The sequence below is a fragment of the Actinoallomurus bryophytorum genome (assembly GCF_006716425.1).
GTDB lineage: Bacteria > Actinomycetota > Actinomycetes > Streptosporangiales > Streptosporangiaceae > Actinoallomurus > Actinoallomurus bryophytorum.
Window position 1 is genome coordinate 2,938,815 of the sequence record NZ_VFOZ01000001.1, and the last position, 14,686, is coordinate 2,953,500.

Genomic DNA, 14,686 nt, shown 5'->3' on the forward strand with positions numbered 1-14,686 from the left:
GCCAGATCCGGAGGCGGCTCTTCCCGCCGTGCCGGGTCAGCGTGAGGAGAACCAGCGGCGGGGGTGACGGGTCAGGCTGTAGCCGGCGACGCCCATGGCGGCGGCGAGTGCGCCGCCGCCGATGGTCCACCACCACCGGGTGGACGGCCAGGAGAACCAGCCACTCGCCCGCTCCAACGGCCCCGCCTCCGACGACGGGCCGGACGAGGGATCCGACGACGGGCCGGCGGCCTGCGGCGCCACCGTGGTTCCGGGATCGACCGCCGGGGACAGCGGGGCCTTGAGGTTCGCGTTGTCCGGCTGGGGGTCGCCCTTGCGCGCGGTGATGGCCAGGTCCGTCCGGACCGCCAGGCCGAGGTCCTGCTCCGGCAGGCCGGTCGCCGACAGCCGTACGTAGTAGGTGCCCGGCAGGGGCTCGTCGGACCACGGGTCGGCCCAGGAGCGGACCTGGCGCAGCAGGCAGTGGAGCTTGACCGCCGCGTCGCCGGCCGCCGCGGTGGCCGTCTGCGAGCCCGCCACGCATGCCTGGCGCCGGCGCAGTCCGTCGAAGACGTCGACGGTCCAGGTGGCCGGGCCGTGCCGGCTCCCGCTGGGCGGCAGGGTGATGGTGAAGGCGAGCCGGTCGGTCTCGCCGGCCGCCGCGTCGAACGACCAGTACAGGTAGTCGCCGGTGGACCCCGACACCCGTACGGGCTGTCCGGGCTCCACCGCGGTCGCCGTCAGGAAGGACGTACCGGCGGTGCTGACCGTACTGCTGGGACTCGGTGAGGGGGTCTCGTCCGCGGCGGCCGGAGCCGCCGCGGCCAGGGACAGCACGGTGAAGGGCAGGCCGGCGAGCAGAATGCCACGCATGATCAGTTGTCCTTCCAGATGGCGATCCGCCAGCGGGCCAGCCAGCCGGTGACCAGGCCGCCGAGCAGGCCGGCTCCGGCGAGTACGAGCAACAGCAACCAGCCGCGTCCCAGCGACGGGCCGCCCGGCGCAGGCGAGGAGGGCACCACGCCGACGGTCAGCTCCAGGGGCATGCCGGGCGTGGTCCGTACGCCCGCGGGGATGGAGAAGGAGTTGCTGACCACCAGGCAGACCAGGCCCGTACCGGACTCGTCCGCCGCCGGCGACGCCGAGGGTTCGGGTGATGCCGACGGCTGCTGGTCCGACCAGCGCAGCCCGGTGGACAGCACGTCGGTACGCCCGCTGCCGGCGTCGGTTCCGCGCACCATCTCCTGGCCGCTCGATGAGATCGCGCGCAGCAGCACCCCGTAGTCCGGGTTCAGGCTCCGGTCGAGCGCGACGCTCACCGAGGCGCGCAGTTCCTGCCCCGGCGACACCGCCACCCGGTACCAGCGGTGCTCGGCGAAGCGTTCGCGGTCGGTGTAGACCCCGGGAGCCAGGATGGGAGCGTTGGCGCACCGGTCGCTGCCGCCGACCTGGCGCGGGGTCCTGCGGTACGTGTCGTGTGCCCGGTGGACCAGCTGGTCGAGACGGTCGGTGAGCTCGGCCTGGTGCTGGACGGCGGTGTAGGTGCCGCCGGTGGCGTCGGCGATGCAGGTCAGCTGCCGTCGTACCTTGTCGTCCAGGGTGAGCCCGAGCGTGTCCACCACGAGGTGGGTGCCGCGGGCGGCGAGCTCCCTGGCCACGTCACAGGGGCCGGGCACCCCGCAGGTGTCCTCGCCGTCGGTGATGAGGACGATCCGCCGGGTGGTCTCGCCGGTGCCCAGGTCGGCCGCGGCCCCGCGGAGGGCGAGGCCGATCGGGGTCCAGCCGGTGGGACGCAACCTGGCGATCGCGGCCTTGGCCCTGACCTTGTCGACCGGGCCGACGGGGCTGATCTGCTGCGTGTCCCGGCAGCCGAGGGCCTGGCTGCTGGAGGCGGAGACACGGGAGCCCAGGACCCGGATGCCCAGCTGGGTCTCGTCGGGTAGGGAGTCCACCACCGCGCCGAAGGACTGCTGGGCGACCGACATACGGCTGCGGCCGTCGATGTCGGTGGCGCGCATCGAGCCGCTGGAATCCAGCACCAGCTCGACCTTCGGGGCCTCCTGGTCCGACGATCCGCCGGCGGAGGCGGGCGGCGCGCTCAGCGTCGCCAAAGCGGCCAGCACGCCGACGAGCAGACCGATTTTCGGCCCGTTCCTGATGATCACCCGTGGATCTTAATGATCTTGAGTTGGACTGCCTAACCGGCCGTTCGCCCCTTCCCGCTACCGCCGAGACCACGTCGGCGACGGATCCGTCCCCGGCGGAACACGGCCCCCGCCGTTCCCGCGTGAGCGCGGCGAACGCGCCGCTCTACCGCCAGTCGTGGTCGCGCTCACGACTCCTCGACCGGACTCGCCGGGCGAACTCCTGGCGGTCATTGGCGTGCGGGAACGGCTCGTCCGGGACGGGCACGCCGAGGAACGCGCACAGCGGTCCCCAGCCCTGACCGACCTCGAAGACCAGCAGCCGGTCCAGGGAGATCTCGCGGCGTACGGCCTCGTTGTGTTCGTTGAACACCTTGATGGCGTGGTCCATGTCGTCGAAACGGCCGCCGAACTCGCCGTCCCACAGCACGCCGCGTACGACCTCCCGCATCCGTGCCACGACCGGGTCCGCCGGCGGCGGGCCGCAGGCCGCCAGGTGGATGCTCTGGGCCGCGCTGTCGTACCAGCGCCGCGGATCGCGGACCGTGAGGACCACCTTGGCCTGCGAGAAGTGATCGGTGATCTGACGCCAGAAGCGCACGCCCGGCCAGTCGGCCGTCGAGCGGTAGCCGCGGTAGACCGCGTCCCAGTCCGGCGTCTCGCCGTCCGCGACCCGCTTCCACAGCAAGATCTGCTCGGTGTCGCCGATGAGCTCGACCATGTGATGGCAGGGGCCGAACCCGACGCGTTCGAGCGCCGATTTCAACGACAGGGTCCCCGTACGCCCGAATCCCACTCCGATGACATCCATCAAGATCATCCCTCCCTGTGCGCGTGTGGGCGGATGGCCCTCTACCGGCCGGGCAGGAGCTCGCCGATCACGGCGTCTGCGGTCCAGTGTTCCCATCGCTCGGGACTCCAGCCACGGCGGCGGGTGAGGTACTGGTAGATCTCGGGGGTCTGCAGGGCGAGCGTGATGTCGACCGCCGTGGCGATGTCGAGTCCCTCACGGAGAGGGGTCTTGGCCGCGAGCGCGGTGATGAGCCGTTCCTGGGCGGTGGCGCGCTGGGTGTTGTTGATCTCCCAGAGCTCGGCGATGTCGGGATCGGCCGAGGCGGCGCCGGCGACGACCTGCAGGACGGGTGCGACGCGCTCGTAGATCTCGCGTGCGAGCCGCACCTGTGTGCGCAGCTGCCGCCTCGGGTCCGGGTCGGCGAGCGCGGCGAGGACGGCCGGGCGTTCGAGCGTCGGGATGGGCTCGTCGTCGCCGGCCACCGCGACGTCCAGGATCTCCGAAAGCAGGCTTCGCTTGGTGCCGAAGGTGAAGTAGAGGGTCTGCACCGCGACTCCCGCTTCGTCGGCGATGGCCTGCATGGACGTCGCGACGTATCCCTGGTCGACGAAGAGGGACAGGGCCGCGTCGCGCATCCGGCGCCGGTTGGCCCGTGCCTTGTCGGCTCGGGCGTTCGGCCGCTTCGCTGTCGCGCTCATCTCACCACCGTACCAGTTGACTAGAGTACGTCACTAGTGGTTCTCTCTAGTGGCTGACTCTAGTGAACGGGGAGTGGGATGGCACGCACCAGGAGCAGGCCCGGGGCCGTGCTGGCGTTGCTGACCGTGGTCGAGCTGCTGGTCTTCCTCGACACCTCGGTGGTGAACGTGGCCCTTCCGTCGATCGGGGCCGGGCTGGGGCTGTCCGTCACGGGGCTCGCGTGGGTCACGGGCGCGTACCAGCTCACGTTCGGCGGGTTTCAGCTCGTCGGGGGGCGGGCGGCCGACCTGCTGGGCCGCCGCAGGATGTTCGTCACCGGGCTGACGGTGTTCACCGTGGCGTCGCTGCTGGCCGGGGTGGCCCGGTGGGCGTGGCTGTTGCCGGCCGCGCGTGCCCTGCAGGGGGTCGGCGCGGCACTGTTGGTGCCGGCCGAGATCGCGCTGCTCGCCGTCACCTTCACCGACCCGAAGGCGCACGCGAAGGCGTTCGGGATCTGGTCGGCGATGGGGGCGGCGGGAGCGGCGATCGGGACCTCGCTCGGCGGAATCCTCACCCAGGCGTTCGGCTGGCAGTCGATCTTTCTGGTCAACCTGCCGATCGGAGCGGTGTCACTACTGCTCTGCGGCCGGCTGCTGCCCGCCGACGAGCTCGAGCCGGCCGCGGGCACGCGGTGGCGCGGGCTGGATCTGCCGGGGGTGGTGACGGGCACCACCGCGTTGCTGCTGATCGTGTACGCGATCACGGCGTCCGCCCAACGGGGGCCGGACGCCGTCGCGTTCACCGCGGCCACGACCGGGCTGGTCCTGGGCGTGGTGTTCTTCCGCATCGAGGCGCGCACCGCGTCCCCGGTGCTGGCGCTGGGCCTGTTGCGAGTCCGCAACGTGACCGGCTCGGCGCTGGCCAACTTCATGATCGGCGTCGCCCACGTGCCGGCGTTCTTCCTGCTCGCTCTCTACCTGCAGCAGGTACGGGGATACGCACCCACCGCGTCGGGATTCGCCGTACTGCCCGTCGCGGCCGGCGCGCTGGTCTTCGCACGTACGCTGCTGCCCCGGGCCCTCGCGCGTTACGGACCCCGTACGGTGCTGGCGGCCGGGATGCTGCTGCTGGCCGGCGCGCTGGCCGGGTTCGCCCGGCTGCCCCTGCACGGTTCGTACCTGCGGGACGTCCTGCCCTTCGGCCTCCTGCTCGCCGCCGGGCTGCCCGCCTCGTTCGCGGGTTCGACCATCCCCGCGGTGAGGTCCGTGCCCGCGGCCGACGTCGGGGTCGTCTCAGGAATCGTGCAGACCGCACAGCGGGTCGGCAGCGCGCTCGGAGCGACAGGAGCCACCGCCGTGATCGCCGCCTGGACCGCTCACCACGCCGGACCCCACCTCGCGGTCTACAACACCGGCCTGAGAGTCGCCTTCGCGACGGCCGCCGGCGTCGCGCTGCTCGGCGTGGCCCTGACCCTTCTGGTCATCCGGACGGTGGCGACGGACCGCCCCGTCGAGTCCCCTGCCCCGAGCGGGCTGTCCGAGAGGAAGTGACACGCGATGAGTGATCGAGGAACCCCACTGGACGCGGCCACCGCGCGAACGAGCGGTACGCGCCGGCGACTGCGAATGATCGCGAAGACCACGGCATCTGTCGGAGGGCCGCTGTTCCTGCTCGGGACGGTGCTGCACCCCGCACGCGACGGCTGGGGAATGGCGAAGGCCGGGCAGCTCTACGGGGTGACCCACGACATCCAGGCCGCCGGCCTGCTGCTCCAGGCGCTCAGCCTGGCCGGCATGCTCGCGCTGGGCACCCTAGTCCACTCTCGACGAGACCTTGTGGGCTGGTACGCCGGCCTGATCGGCACCCTGTTGTGGTTCGCCCTCATCATCTTCGACGGCGCCCACAATCCAGTGCGTGCGCACTATGAGCCCAGTCTCGTGCACACCTCGGGCGACATCGACGCGGGCGCAGCGATCATCGTGTTCCCGGGCCTGCTCGTTTTTCCGATCGGCTATGTGCTTTTGGCGCTGATGCTGCGCCGGCACGGCATGACGTGGGTGCCCTTGCTGCTCAGTGTGGGTGCCGTCCTCTACACCCTCGGCGGCCTGTTCATCTTCAGCTCGGGGCCGCGGTTTCCGCTCATCCAGGTCTTCGAAGTCGGTGGCGCCACGCTGTACGCGCTCGGCTTCATCCTTCTGGGCCGATCGCCGACCGATACGGTCCAAGCGACGGAGGCCGCCGGCTGAGTGGTGAGGCGCGGTCGTCTACAGGTCGAGGTTCAGCGCGGCGAGTTCGGTGCGTGTGGCGATGCCGAGCTTGGGGAACGCGCGGTAGAGATGCTGGGCCACCGTACGCGGGCTGAGGAACATCTGCGCGGCGATGTCCCGGTTGGTGGCCCCGGTGGCGGCGAGCCGCACGACCCTGAGCTCCTGCGGGGTCAGCCGGGCGGCCGGGCCCGGACCCGGGTCGGGGGCCGCCGATCGGTCGCCGGTGGCCCGTAGCTCCTCCTGGGCGCGGCTCGCCCAGAGTTTCGCACCGGAGCCGGAGAAGATGTCCAGTGCCGCCCTCAGCCGGACACGAGCCTCGGCCTTGCGGTGCTCGCGGCGGAGCCACTGACCGTACGCGAGCAGGGTGCGTGCACGTTCGAACGGGCGGTCGTCACTCGGCACGGGCCCCAGGGCCGCGGTGAAGTACTCCTCGGCCTCGTCCGCCTCCCCGGCCAGGGCCCGGCAGCGGGCGATGATCGAGGGTGCGTACGGGTCGAGGAGCTGTTCGGCGTGCTCCTCCAGCTCGCCGAGCAGCCGGAGCGCGATGCCGGGCTCCCCCGCGCGTACCGCGACCTCGATGTGGTCGGCGGTGCTCCGGATCCACGCACTGCTGTGCGGCCACGACCTCCACCGGTCCTCCATGCGGCCCAGCGCGGCCTCGTAACGGCCGTTTCCGAAGTCGAGCAGGGCCAGCGCCCAGGTCGCGTCCGCCGCACTCGGCGGGGTCCGGTGGTCGCCGGCGTACTGGATGGCCTCGTCGGCGAACGTCCGGCATCGCTCGTCGTCGCCGTCGAGTGCCGCCAGCCAGGCCAGCAGCCCGCGCAGATAGGTCGCGACCGAACCCTGACGGGTGTCGACCGCGACCGCGAGGGCCTCCTCCGCCGACACGCTCGCCGCCCGGTGCCGGCCGAGCAGAACCTGCGCACACGCCCGGTGGAACAGCGCGTTGGCCAGATGGCCCATGAGCCCGGCCTCCCGGCTGCCGGCGACCATGGCCTCCGACGTCTCCAGCGCCGCCGAGGCGTGCCCGGCGACGTTCAGCGAACGCGCCGACCAGCTCTGCTCCCACACCGAGTCGGGGCTGCGGCCGCTGAGCAGGGCATCGCTCGTGACCTCGCCCCTGATGAGCCGGTTGTACTCGACCGTCGACCGCACCCACGGCTGGAGCGCGTGGCCGGGGGGCAGCTCCAGCGTCTCCAGAAGCGCCACCGCCTCGCCGGCCAGCGGAAGGTCCACACCGTGCCCGGCGTAGTACGCCGCCAGGACCAGCGTCTCGGCGGCGGTCGCCGGCATCGCGGTGGCGATCTCCGCCGCGCTGTCGATCATGGTGCGCGCGGCGGCACGTGGGTGGCCACCCTCGAACTCCAGCCTGGCTCGGGTCACCGCCAGCCTGGATCGAATCGCCGGATCGTCGGTCAGGGGCTCCGCCGCGGCGCAGAGTTCGCCGGCGCGCTGGAACCGGCCGAGCTCGACCGCCGCCACGGCGGCCGCCGCGAGCCGGCGCCCCCGCGCCGTCGCGTCCTCGCTGAGCCGCGCCGCGCGTTCGTACGCCGCCACCGCCGCGGCCTGGCCGTCGCGCTCGACGGCTCTGTCGGCCGCGCGTTCGAGGGCAGCGGCCACCTTCTCGTCCGGGCCGAACGCCGCAGCGGCCAGATGCCACGGCCACCGGTGCGGATCGCTGCCTTTGAGAGTCTCGGCGAGGGCCTGGTGAACGGCCTGCCGCTGGGTGAACAGCGCTCCCTGGTAGGCCGCGGTCCGTACGAGGGGATGGCGGAACCGCACCGAACCGGCGGAGACGACCACGAGTCCCGCTCGCTCGGCCTCGGCCAGGGCGGTCGCCGGCACGCCGAGCCGGTCGGCCGCCTGCAGGACGGTGCCGAGGTCACCGGTGCCCTCCGCGGCGATCACCAGAACGAGCGTCCGGCACGCCTCGTCCAGCCGGTCGATCTGTCCCGCGAAGGCCCGTTGCAGCCGGTCCGTGATCGGCAGGAGATCGCCGGCGGCCGAGTCGTCCTCACCGAGTGACTTGGGGAGCTCCTGCAGCGCCAGCGGGTTGCCGTCCGCCGCGGCCAGCACCCTGTCCTGGAGCCATGGGGGCAGTGCGGGCGATCGTCCCGCGAGGAGCGCGACGGCCGCGTCCCGCTGGAGGCCACCGAGCCGCAGGACCGGCAGGTCGGCGTACGGCGGGGTCCCCCCGGACGTGCGCCCTTCCTCACGTACGGCCACGACCAGCCCCACCGGGTCGTGGCGGAGACGGCGCCCGACGAAACGCAGCGCCTCGACGGATGCCGTGTCCACCCACTGGCCGTCATCGACCAGGCACAGCACCGGTGTCTCGGTGGCCAGCTCGGACAGCAACGTGAGCGTGGCGAGCCCGACAAGGAACCGGTCGGCGCCCGCCGCGGGCCCGCGGCCGAAGGCGCTGTGCAGCGCGGCGGCCTGGGGGGCGGGGAGCAGCCCGATCTGGTCGATGACGGGACTCAACAGCAGGTGCAGGGTGGCATAAGGCAGGTCGGCCTCGTTCTCGACGCCCGTCACCTGCAAAAGGCGAAGGTCCCGTGAGGCGCGTTCTGTCGCCTGCTGTAGCAGCGTGGTCTTGCCAATTCCCGGCTCGCCCGTCACCACGAGCGCCCGGCCTTTGCCGTGCGTTACTCCGTCCACAAGCTGGTCGATGAGTTCAAGCTCCGGGCCTCTCCCCAGCAACACTCCTTGATCGTACGCCGCGGCCCTCCCGTGAACGTCGCGTAGCCCTCTGCGTAACAGTATTAAGTCATTTGACGCTGTCCTCTCCGACACCGCGCGTGTTGTGCTCGGGCCGAATTCCCCGAGGTCATCGCATTGCGATGTACGAGCCTCGGGCCGCTGGTTCACGAGAGGAAGACACATGCGCTTGCGTACCGCACTCGCCGGAACCGGACTGGCCACCCTGATGGTCGGCGGACTCGCCGTCCCGGCACACGCCGCGGCCTGGCACTCGATCACTCCCGCGTACGGCAGCAAGAAGCTCTGCGTCGACGCCGGCCAGCAGTACGAGCGTGAGGGCTGGCCGTACCGTTGCCTGCCCTATTCGGGTGGTGTCTACCTGCTCCAGATCTGGGAGTAGCCGCGCCCCGCGCCGGCCGAACCGCCGGGGACGGCGGTCAGCGCGAGACACCGGCCCGGTCACACGCCGCCGGACCACAGCCCCTACCGTCTTACAGGACATCAGGGCCTGCGGCAGGGAGCCTCCTCGTGAGCGACACCGTCTCCACCGTGAACCGGCCTGCCGGGCAGGGCAGGCCGGTCACGTGATCGGCGAGGACGTCGCCGTCCCGGCCCCGGCGGTACGCCGGGAGCGGTTCCACGCGTTCACGGCCGAGGTCGTGCGCCGGCTGCCCTTTGGCCTTTCCCGTGTCGTCGCGCCCAGTCTCCTGGGCTTCGGCCTCATCAACGGGTTCACTTTCGCCGTCGACCTCGGGCTGCTGACGGTGTTCCGCGGTGGCCTGGGCTGGCCGTTGCCGCCGGCCATCACGGTCGCCTACCTGCTGGCGTTCGGGCTGAGTTTCCTGTTGAACCGCAGGTTCAACTTCCGCTCGCACGCACCCGTCGGGCCGCAGGCCGCGACGTACGCGGTGGCGATCGGCGTCAACTACGTCGTGTGCATCCTCGGTGTCGGCGGAGGGCTGGCCGCGCTGGGCCTGGAGTACCACCTCGCCCGTGTCACCGCCGGCCTGTGTGAGGCGGTCTACATGTACTGCGTGCTGCGCTGGGTCGTGTTCCGCGCGGAGCGGGAGACGCCCGGCCGGTAGGACGCCTCGGTGAGCCACGGCAACCGCCCCGGCCCACACCGCGGCGGCCGGTCGGTCGTCGCCTGTTCAGGGCGTCACCTCGGGAGGCGTGAGCGTGCCGATCTCGTGGATGTTCAGCGGACGGTACGCGTGGTACGGGCTGGGAGCGTCCAGGGCGTAGGCCAGGACGAGGTGATCCGTGCCGTATCCACGTCGTTGCTGGTACACCCAGTACCGCGTGTGCGCTGCGTCCGCCCACCGGTCGAACACCGCGACCTGGCGGGTCCCGGCGTCGCCGGTCGGGTTGATGACCAGGTCACCGGGCAGGAGCTCGGTGGGCGCGATCCTGCGGGTGTACTGGCCCGATGCGAGGTCCGGGGAGTTCGGGCCGGGCGTGGGGAGTCCGACGGCCATCGAGGCGTAGCCGGAGCCGTCCGTGCGGTACCCCTGGTAGAAGCGGCTCTGGCTGTAGGGGATCCGCAGGTCGGTGTGCGGGTGCCACGTCCGTACACGGGCGAGGATCTCCTCCCTGGTCAGCCACTTGGCGGAGGGTTGTATCGGCTCGGCCGGGGTCGTGCGGAGCGAGAGCCCGATGACGAGGCCGGCGGCCCCGGCGGCGATGGCGCAGCCCAGAAGGGTTCCCACGAAGATGGTCCGGCCCCGTCGCGACCGGGCCGGGCGTGGACCGCCGGGGTGGACCGGGGGCTCGTGGGCGCCGGGGCCGGCCGTGCCTGCCGGGCGGGCCGCGCTCGCGGGATCGCCGTTGGTCGCCTCGCCGTTGGTCGCGTGGCCGTTGGTCGCGTGGCCGTTGGTCGCGTGGTCGGCCGGGTGGGGCGGGCCGGCCGGGTGGGGCGGGCCGGCCGCGTCTAATGGCCCTGCCGGATCGGGAGGATCGGCGAACTGCCGTGCCCGCCGCTCGTCTTCGGCCCGCTGCCACAGGGCGTTCAGGTGGCCGGAGTCCCCCGCGCACAGCTCGGCCATGTTCACCACGGCCTCACGCGGAATCCAGGTCTCCCCGGAGAGCCAGCGGCCCCAGGAGGAGCGGCTGGCGTGGGTCTTCATCGCCAGGGCGCGCAGGTCGTAGCCGGATCGGTCCTTCAGGAGACGGAGTTCTCCCAGCAGTGTTCGAACCGCCTGGGGAAGGTCGTCCGGCAGCGGACTCAGTTGTCGGCTTCGGCTCACCTCTCTACCTTTCCGCTATTACATCTCCAATATTGCTGGATCAGGCTGTTTGCGATGCTTGCCGTTGCGACGTTTCTAGTCCAGACCGGGTGCCCCGGTAGTCCGTTTTCACGGATCTCGACCATGACGAATACTCGGAGTAGTCATAATGGTCGAGCCACCGGCCAGCGGGTTTCCCTGACACCTTGATGCTGGTCAGGAGATAGTCCATTGTCCCATCGACGTCCCACGTCGCCGGAGTATGCCCTGTTCGAACGCGCGAGGGGTGAAGTTTTCGTCCCGGGACCTGCGAATCCTCTAGCAATGAAGGACTCGTCTATCTACGTTATTCACCGTTCGGTCTTTGCGGCATACCGACAACCCGACGGAATATCGCATCCCCGAGATCAGATGGAGAAGTCTCATGCGCACGCAACTCGCAGTTCGTATCGGCGCAGGCGCCCTGGCACTGTCCGGCGCCGCGGCAGCCGTCTACGGATTCACCGCGACCCCCTCCGCCCACCCCTCACAGACGCGTCAGGCCGACGTCGCCGTGCAGGCGGCCGCTCAGCAGAAGGCCCTCCCGCAGAAGGCCGCCGCCGCCCAGGGAACCGTCACCGCCCTCGCCACCATCACCAGGGCCAAGGTGCTGGCCAACGCCAAGACCTGGCACCCGCACACCGCCCAGCGCGTGCCGTACAGCCAGGCGAAGACGCACAACGGATACCGCACCGACTGCTCGGGCTACGCCTCGATGGCCCTCGCCCTGGGCAAGCCCGGGCTGAACACCGTCGGCCTGGCCGGTTCGGCGACCACCAAGCGCATCGCGATGTCGGCACTGAAGCCCGGCGACCTCATCATCGACGCCACCGGCACGAGTAACACCCGCCACGTCGTCATCTTCGAGAAGTGGGCCAACAGCGCGCACAGCTCGTACTGGGAGTACGAGCAGCGCGGGTCCTACGGCACCGACCACCGCACGCGCACGTACGGCCTGGCCAGCGGCAGTCAGTACCACGCCTACCACCCGAAGAAGCTCGTCTGATCCGGCGGCTCATCGGCGAAGAGGGCGGGGGTCACCCCCGCCCTCTTCTCTTGTGCGTGGATCCGGAGCCGTACGCCTCTACTTCGTCGCGTCGGCGCGGCAGCTGACCTCCATGCCGTCCTCCACCGGGAAGGCGACGCTGACGTACCCGTGCGCCGGGTCGCGTACGTAGTCGAGGTAGCCGGCCATGGTGGCCATGGTGATGTCGTCCGCCACGACCAGCGCGCCAGGGGCGAGCCGGGGTTCCAGCGACCGCAGGACCGGCAGGCACAGGTCCTTCCATCCATCCAGCAGTACGAGGCCGATCGGCCCGGGAACATCGGCGAGAGTGTCCCGTGCGTCACCGGCAAGGATGGTCACCACGTCGGCGAGGCCGGCCTCGCCGAGATTGGCCTCCGCCGCAGCGATCTTGGCCGTACTCATCTCGGTGCCGAAGACCCGGCCGGTGCCGTTGTCCGTGACCGCGGCGGCGAGGTAGATGGTCGAGATGCCGAACGAGGTGCCGAACTCCACGACCGTTTCGGGGCGGCATGCCCGGACCAGCGCGTAGAGCAGCTCCCCGCCCCGCGCGGAGATCGGCAGGTAGAGGCTCTCCCGCGCGTCGGCGAGCTCCTGCGGCGTGCCGGTGGTCGTGCGTACCGGCCGCTGGTCGTCGAGGGTCGCCGCGGCGAACAGCCGGTCGAGCGTGGCGCGGACCGGCGGGGCGTGCAGAGAAATGGGCATGGGGGCCAAACTAGACGCAACGTTGAGTCTTGTCTAGCCTTCGCTAGGCTGTCCGGCATGGGTGAAGGTTCCGACGGCGGCGTCGTCGTCCCCCGGACTGGGCATCACGGAAACCGGCACGGCCGGAGCCAACGAGCCCGTCAGGCCGTACTCGAGGCGGTCGACGACCTCCTCGTCGAGCGCGGGTTCGCCGGCGTGACCATCGAGGGGATCGCCGCCAGGGCCGGGGTCGCCAAGCAGACCATCTACCGCTGGTGGCCCTCCAAGGTCGACATCCTGATGGACGCGTTCGTCGATGACATGGCCCAGCATCTGACCCCGCCCGACCAGGGCGATCTGGAGAGCGAGCTACGGACCCACCTGAGCCGGCTGGCCGACTTCCTGACCAGGACCGATCCGGGTGCCGTATTCCGCGCGCTGGCGGGCCAGGCCCAGCACGACCCGGACATGGCCGCCCGCTTCCGCGCCGAGTGCCTGAGTCAGCAGCGCGTCCTGGACAGCCTGCCGCTACGGCGTGCCGTCGAACGAGGCGACCTGCCCGCGGACCTGGATCTCGACCTCGCCGTCGATCAGCTCGTCGGCCCCATCTACTACCGCGTGCTGGTCACCGGCCAGCCCGTACCACCCGCGTTCACCGACGCCCTCGTCGACCGGTTCCTCACGCGGCGCGACTGACGAGAGGGTGGCCGGCCGGACCAGGCGGCACCCGGGCCGCGTCAACGCGTCGTCAAGGATGGGGACCGGGCCGTGAAGGCCCCGTTCACCTCCGCCCGATGTGTCCCTTCATTTCGTGGTGAACATGGAGCGGGTCACCTGCCTGGACTCCACCGCGCCGGCCGTGCTGATCGGGGCCTGGTGGCGGGTGCGCGACCACGGCGGCCGGCTGGATCTGGCGGGCGTGCCAGCGCCGATCCGGAAGATCTTGCATGTCGCCTGTCTCACCCACGACCTCGCGTTCCACGACACGACCGAGGAGGCCCTCCGGGCCAGTGCTCACAGCCATCCTCGGTGCTTGAAGACCAGGTAGAGCGCGACGGACGCCAGCACCATCAAGATCAGCGCGGCCGGGTAGCCGACGACCCAGTGCAGCTCCGGCATGTGGGTGAAGTTCATCCCGTACACCGTGCCGATGAGCGTGGGAGCGAAGAAGATCGCTGCCCAGGCGGAGATCTTCTTGATCTCCTCGTTCTGGGCGTAGCTGGCCTCCGTCAGTCGCTTGACCTCCTCGTTCTGCGCGTGGCCGATGATCGCGGCGTTGATGGTCAGCGTGGTCTGGTAAAACTCGATCACTCCCTGCAGGTACTCCTTTTCGCCCTCCGCGATGCTGCGGACCCGGTCGAGCCGGTCCGCGATGTCGGCCACGAACCGGCGGCCGTCAGGTGAGACGCGGGGGAGGGTGGTCATCCGCCCGTAGATCGCCGCGCCCAGCGCGCCCATGGTGCGTACGGCCAGGAGCTCGTGGCGGGCGCGGAACAGTTCGTCGAGGAACTCCTCCGGATCCCCGATGCCCCACCGGTGACCCGCTGTTCGAGCCGCCACACGTCACTCGTCACCGTCTCCACATACGCCTCCTGGCTGCGGATCAGGGCCGAGACGATCGCGTAGGACAGTTCGAACGGTGTCGCCGGGCGCAGGCGGCCCGCCCTGAGCCGCGCGAGCACCGCCTGGGTCTCGCGCTGGGCCCCCCCCGCCTCGACCACCGGGTTGACCGGCCCGTGGACGGTGACCAGATAGTTCCGCCCGATGAACTGGTCGAGCTCGATGTAGTGCACGTGCCCGCGCTCCCCTTGCTCCGGAGCGTGCAGGACGACGAACACGTGGTCCGCGTACGCGTGCACCTTGGGAACGCGGTTGCGCTCCACGCAGTCCCGTACCGCCATCGGATGAAAACCGAACACCTGCGACAGCACCCGCTCGGCGTCCGCGTCACAGAACGGGATGTCCACCCAGACGAAACCGGCCGCACGGCCGAGCAGCGCGGCCAGCTCACCGGCGGAACGGTCCTCGACCGCCCCATCGGTGACCAGGCGAACATCCATCCGGCTCCCCCGAACCGGCTATGGGCAGCTCCGACCAGGCTCTGCCCGGCGCCTGAAGTATCCCCACGTCCCCCTCCATCGTGCCCCGAG

Annotated in this window: 16 protein-coding genes; 7 read left to right on the plus strand and 9 right to left on the minus strand. The window is 70.9% G+C overall.

The features are described 5' to 3' along the window. Nucleotides 1–36: 36 nt before the first annotated feature. From FB559_RS13555 to FB559_RS13570, 4 genes are all read right to left on the minus strand, one after another. Nucleotides 37–852: a peptidase gene (locus tag FB559_RS13555; protein ID WP_141955947.1), complete on the minus strand. Its 816-nt coding sequence runs from the start codon at nt 850–852 to the stop codon at nt 37–39. A gap of 2 nt (nt 853–854) precedes the next feature. After that, on the minus strand, nt 855–2,144 hold the full coding sequence (locus FB559_RS13560; RefSeq protein ID WP_221640010.1) for a VWA domain-containing protein: 1,290 nt from the start codon (nt 2,142–2,144) through the stop codon (nt 855–857). A 145-nt stretch (nt 2,145–2,289) separates the two neighbouring features. Further along, nucleotides 2,290–2,943 carry a sulfotransferase family protein gene (locus tag FB559_RS13565; protein ID WP_221640011.1) on the minus strand — a complete coding sequence of 218 codons (654 nt, stop codon included), beginning with the start codon at nt 2,941–2,943 and terminating at the stop codon, nt 2,290–2,292. Between the two features lie 32 nt (nt 2,944–2,975). Beyond that, a complete protein-coding gene (locus tag FB559_RS13570) occupies nt 2,976–3,614 on the minus strand; it encodes a TetR/AcrR family transcriptional regulator (protein WP_141955948.1) in 639 nt (212 codons plus the stop codon). Nucleotides 3,615–3,692: 78 nt separating this feature from the next. Between FB559_RS13570 and FB559_RS13575 the strand changes: the two genes are divergently transcribed. After that, nucleotides 3,693–5,144: an MFS transporter gene (locus tag FB559_RS13575; protein ID WP_141955949.1), complete on the plus strand. Its 1,452-nt coding sequence runs from the start codon at nt 3,693–3,695 to the stop codon at nt 5,142–5,144. A 6-nt stretch (nt 5,145–5,150) separates the two neighbouring features. Beyond that, a complete protein-coding gene (locus tag FB559_RS13580; protein ID WP_141955950.1) occupies nt 5,151–5,840 on the plus strand; it encodes a hypothetical protein in 690 nt (229 codons plus the stop codon). A gap of 18 nt (nt 5,841–5,858) precedes the next feature. Here FB559_RS13580 and FB559_RS13585 read toward each other — a convergent pair whose 3' ends face one another. Next, entirely contained in the window at nt 5,859–8,567 is a 2,709-nt protein-coding gene (locus tag FB559_RS13585; protein ID WP_185792190.1) for an ATP-binding protein, read from the minus strand. Nucleotides 8,568–8,745: 178 nt separating this feature from the next. Here FB559_RS13585 and FB559_RS13590 point away from each other — a divergent pair, with 178 nt between their 5' ends. Continuing rightward, nucleotides 8,746–8,964 carry a hypothetical protein gene (locus FB559_RS13590; RefSeq protein ID WP_141955952.1) on the plus strand — a complete coding sequence of 73 codons (219 nt, stop codon included), beginning with the start codon at nt 8,746–8,748 and terminating at the stop codon, nt 8,962–8,964. A gap of 184 nt (nt 8,965–9,148) precedes the next feature. Then, nucleotides 9,149–9,649 carry a GtrA family protein gene (locus FB559_RS13595; protein ID WP_221640012.1) on the plus strand — a complete coding sequence of 167 codons (501 nt, stop codon included), beginning with the start codon at nt 9,149–9,151 and terminating at the stop codon, nt 9,647–9,649. Between the two features lie 66 nt (nt 9,650–9,715). Here the strand turns inward: FB559_RS13595 and FB559_RS13600 are convergent, their stop codons facing one another. Beyond that, entirely contained in the window at nt 9,716–10,810 is a 1,095-nt protein-coding gene (locus FB559_RS13600) for a helix-turn-helix domain-containing protein (RefSeq protein WP_141955953.1), read from the minus strand. Between the two features lie 403 nt (nt 10,811–11,213). Here FB559_RS13600 and FB559_RS13605 point away from each other — a divergent pair, with 403 nt between their 5' ends. Then, the gene (locus FB559_RS13605; protein WP_141955954.1) at nt 11,214–11,834 is read left to right on the plus strand and encodes an NlpC/P60 family protein; all 621 of its coding nucleotides are present in this window, start codon (nt 11,214–11,216) and stop codon (nt 11,832–11,834) included. A gap of 78 nt (nt 11,835–11,912) precedes the next feature. Here FB559_RS13605 and FB559_RS13610 read toward each other — a convergent pair whose 3' ends face one another. Beyond that, on the minus strand, nt 11,913–12,557 hold the full coding sequence (locus FB559_RS13610; RefSeq protein WP_141955955.1) for an O-methyltransferase: 645 nt from the start codon (nt 12,555–12,557) through the stop codon (nt 11,913–11,915). A gap of 57 nt (nt 12,558–12,614) precedes the next feature. Between FB559_RS13610 and FB559_RS13615 the strand changes: the two genes are divergently transcribed. Both FB559_RS13615 and FB559_RS46685 read left to right on the plus strand, forming a co-directional pair. Continuing rightward, the gene (locus tag FB559_RS13615; protein ID WP_141955956.1) at nt 12,615–13,232 is read left to right on the plus strand and encodes a TetR/AcrR family transcriptional regulator; all 618 of its coding nucleotides are present in this window, start codon (nt 12,615–12,617) and stop codon (nt 13,230–13,232) included. A gap of 118 nt (nt 13,233–13,350) precedes the next feature. Further along, nucleotides 13,351–13,584: an STAS domain-containing protein gene (locus FB559_RS46685; RefSeq protein ID WP_425455113.1), complete on the plus strand. Its 234-nt coding sequence runs from the start codon at nt 13,351–13,353 to the stop codon at nt 13,582–13,584. Here FB559_RS46685 and FB559_RS46195 read toward each other — a convergent pair. After that, nucleotides 13,551–13,994 carry a CorA family divalent cation transporter gene (locus FB559_RS46195; RefSeq protein ID WP_281286263.1) on the minus strand — a complete coding sequence of 148 codons (444 nt, stop codon included), beginning with the start codon at nt 13,992–13,994 and terminating at the stop codon, nt 13,551–13,553. The two genes, FB559_RS46685 and FB559_RS46195, sit on opposite strands and share 34 nt — an antisense overlap. After that, nucleotides 13,958–14,596, minus strand: coding sequence for a CorA family divalent cation transporter (locus tag FB559_RS46200; RefSeq protein WP_221640013.1), 639 nt, complete (start codon nt 14,594–14,596; stop codon nt 13,958–13,960). The genes FB559_RS46195 and FB559_RS46200 overlap by 37 nt, the downstream gene beginning before the upstream one ends. Nucleotides 14,597–14,686: the final 90 nt, after the last annotated feature.

Coding starts and splice junctions, on each gene's coding strand:
- FB559_RS13555 (WP_141955947.1), bottom strand. CDS start 852: ATGCGTGGCATTCTGCTCGCCGGCCTGCCCTTCACCGTGCTGTCCCTG.
- FB559_RS13565 (WP_221640011.1), bottom strand. CDS start 2,943: ATGATCTTGATGGATGTCATCGGAGTGGGATTCGGGCGTACGGGGACC.
- FB559_RS13570 (WP_141955948.1), bottom strand. CDS start 3,614: ATGAGCGCGACAGCGAAGCGGCCGAACGCCCGAGCCGACAAGGCACGG.
- FB559_RS13575 (WP_141955949.1), top strand. CDS start 3,693: ATGGCACGCACCAGGAGCAGGCCCGGGGCCGTGCTGGCGTTGCTGACC.
- FB559_RS13580 (WP_141955950.1), top strand. CDS start 5,151: ATGAGTGATCGAGGAACCCCACTGGACGCGGCCACCGCGCGAACGAGC.
- FB559_RS13590 (WP_141955952.1), top strand. CDS start 8,746: ATGCGCTTGCGTACCGCACTCGCCGGAACCGGACTGGCCACCCTGATG.
- FB559_RS13605 (WP_141955954.1), top strand. CDS start 11,214: ATGCGCACGCAACTCGCAGTTCGTATCGGCGCAGGCGCCCTGGCACTG.
- FB559_RS13610 (WP_141955955.1), bottom strand. CDS start 12,557: ATGCCCATTTCTCTGCACGCCCCGCCGGTCCGCGCCACGCTCGACCGG.
- FB559_RS13615 (WP_141955956.1), top strand. CDS start 12,615: ATGGGTGAAGGTTCCGACGGCGGCGTCGTCGTCCCCCGGACTGGGCAT.
- FB559_RS46195 (WP_281286263.1), bottom strand. CDS start 13,994: ATGGGCGCGCTGGGCGCGGCGATCTACGGGCGGATGACCACCCTCCCC.
- FB559_RS46200 (WP_221640013.1), bottom strand. CDS start 14,596: ATGGATGTTCGCCTGGTCACCGATGGGGCGGTCGAGGACCGTTCCGCC.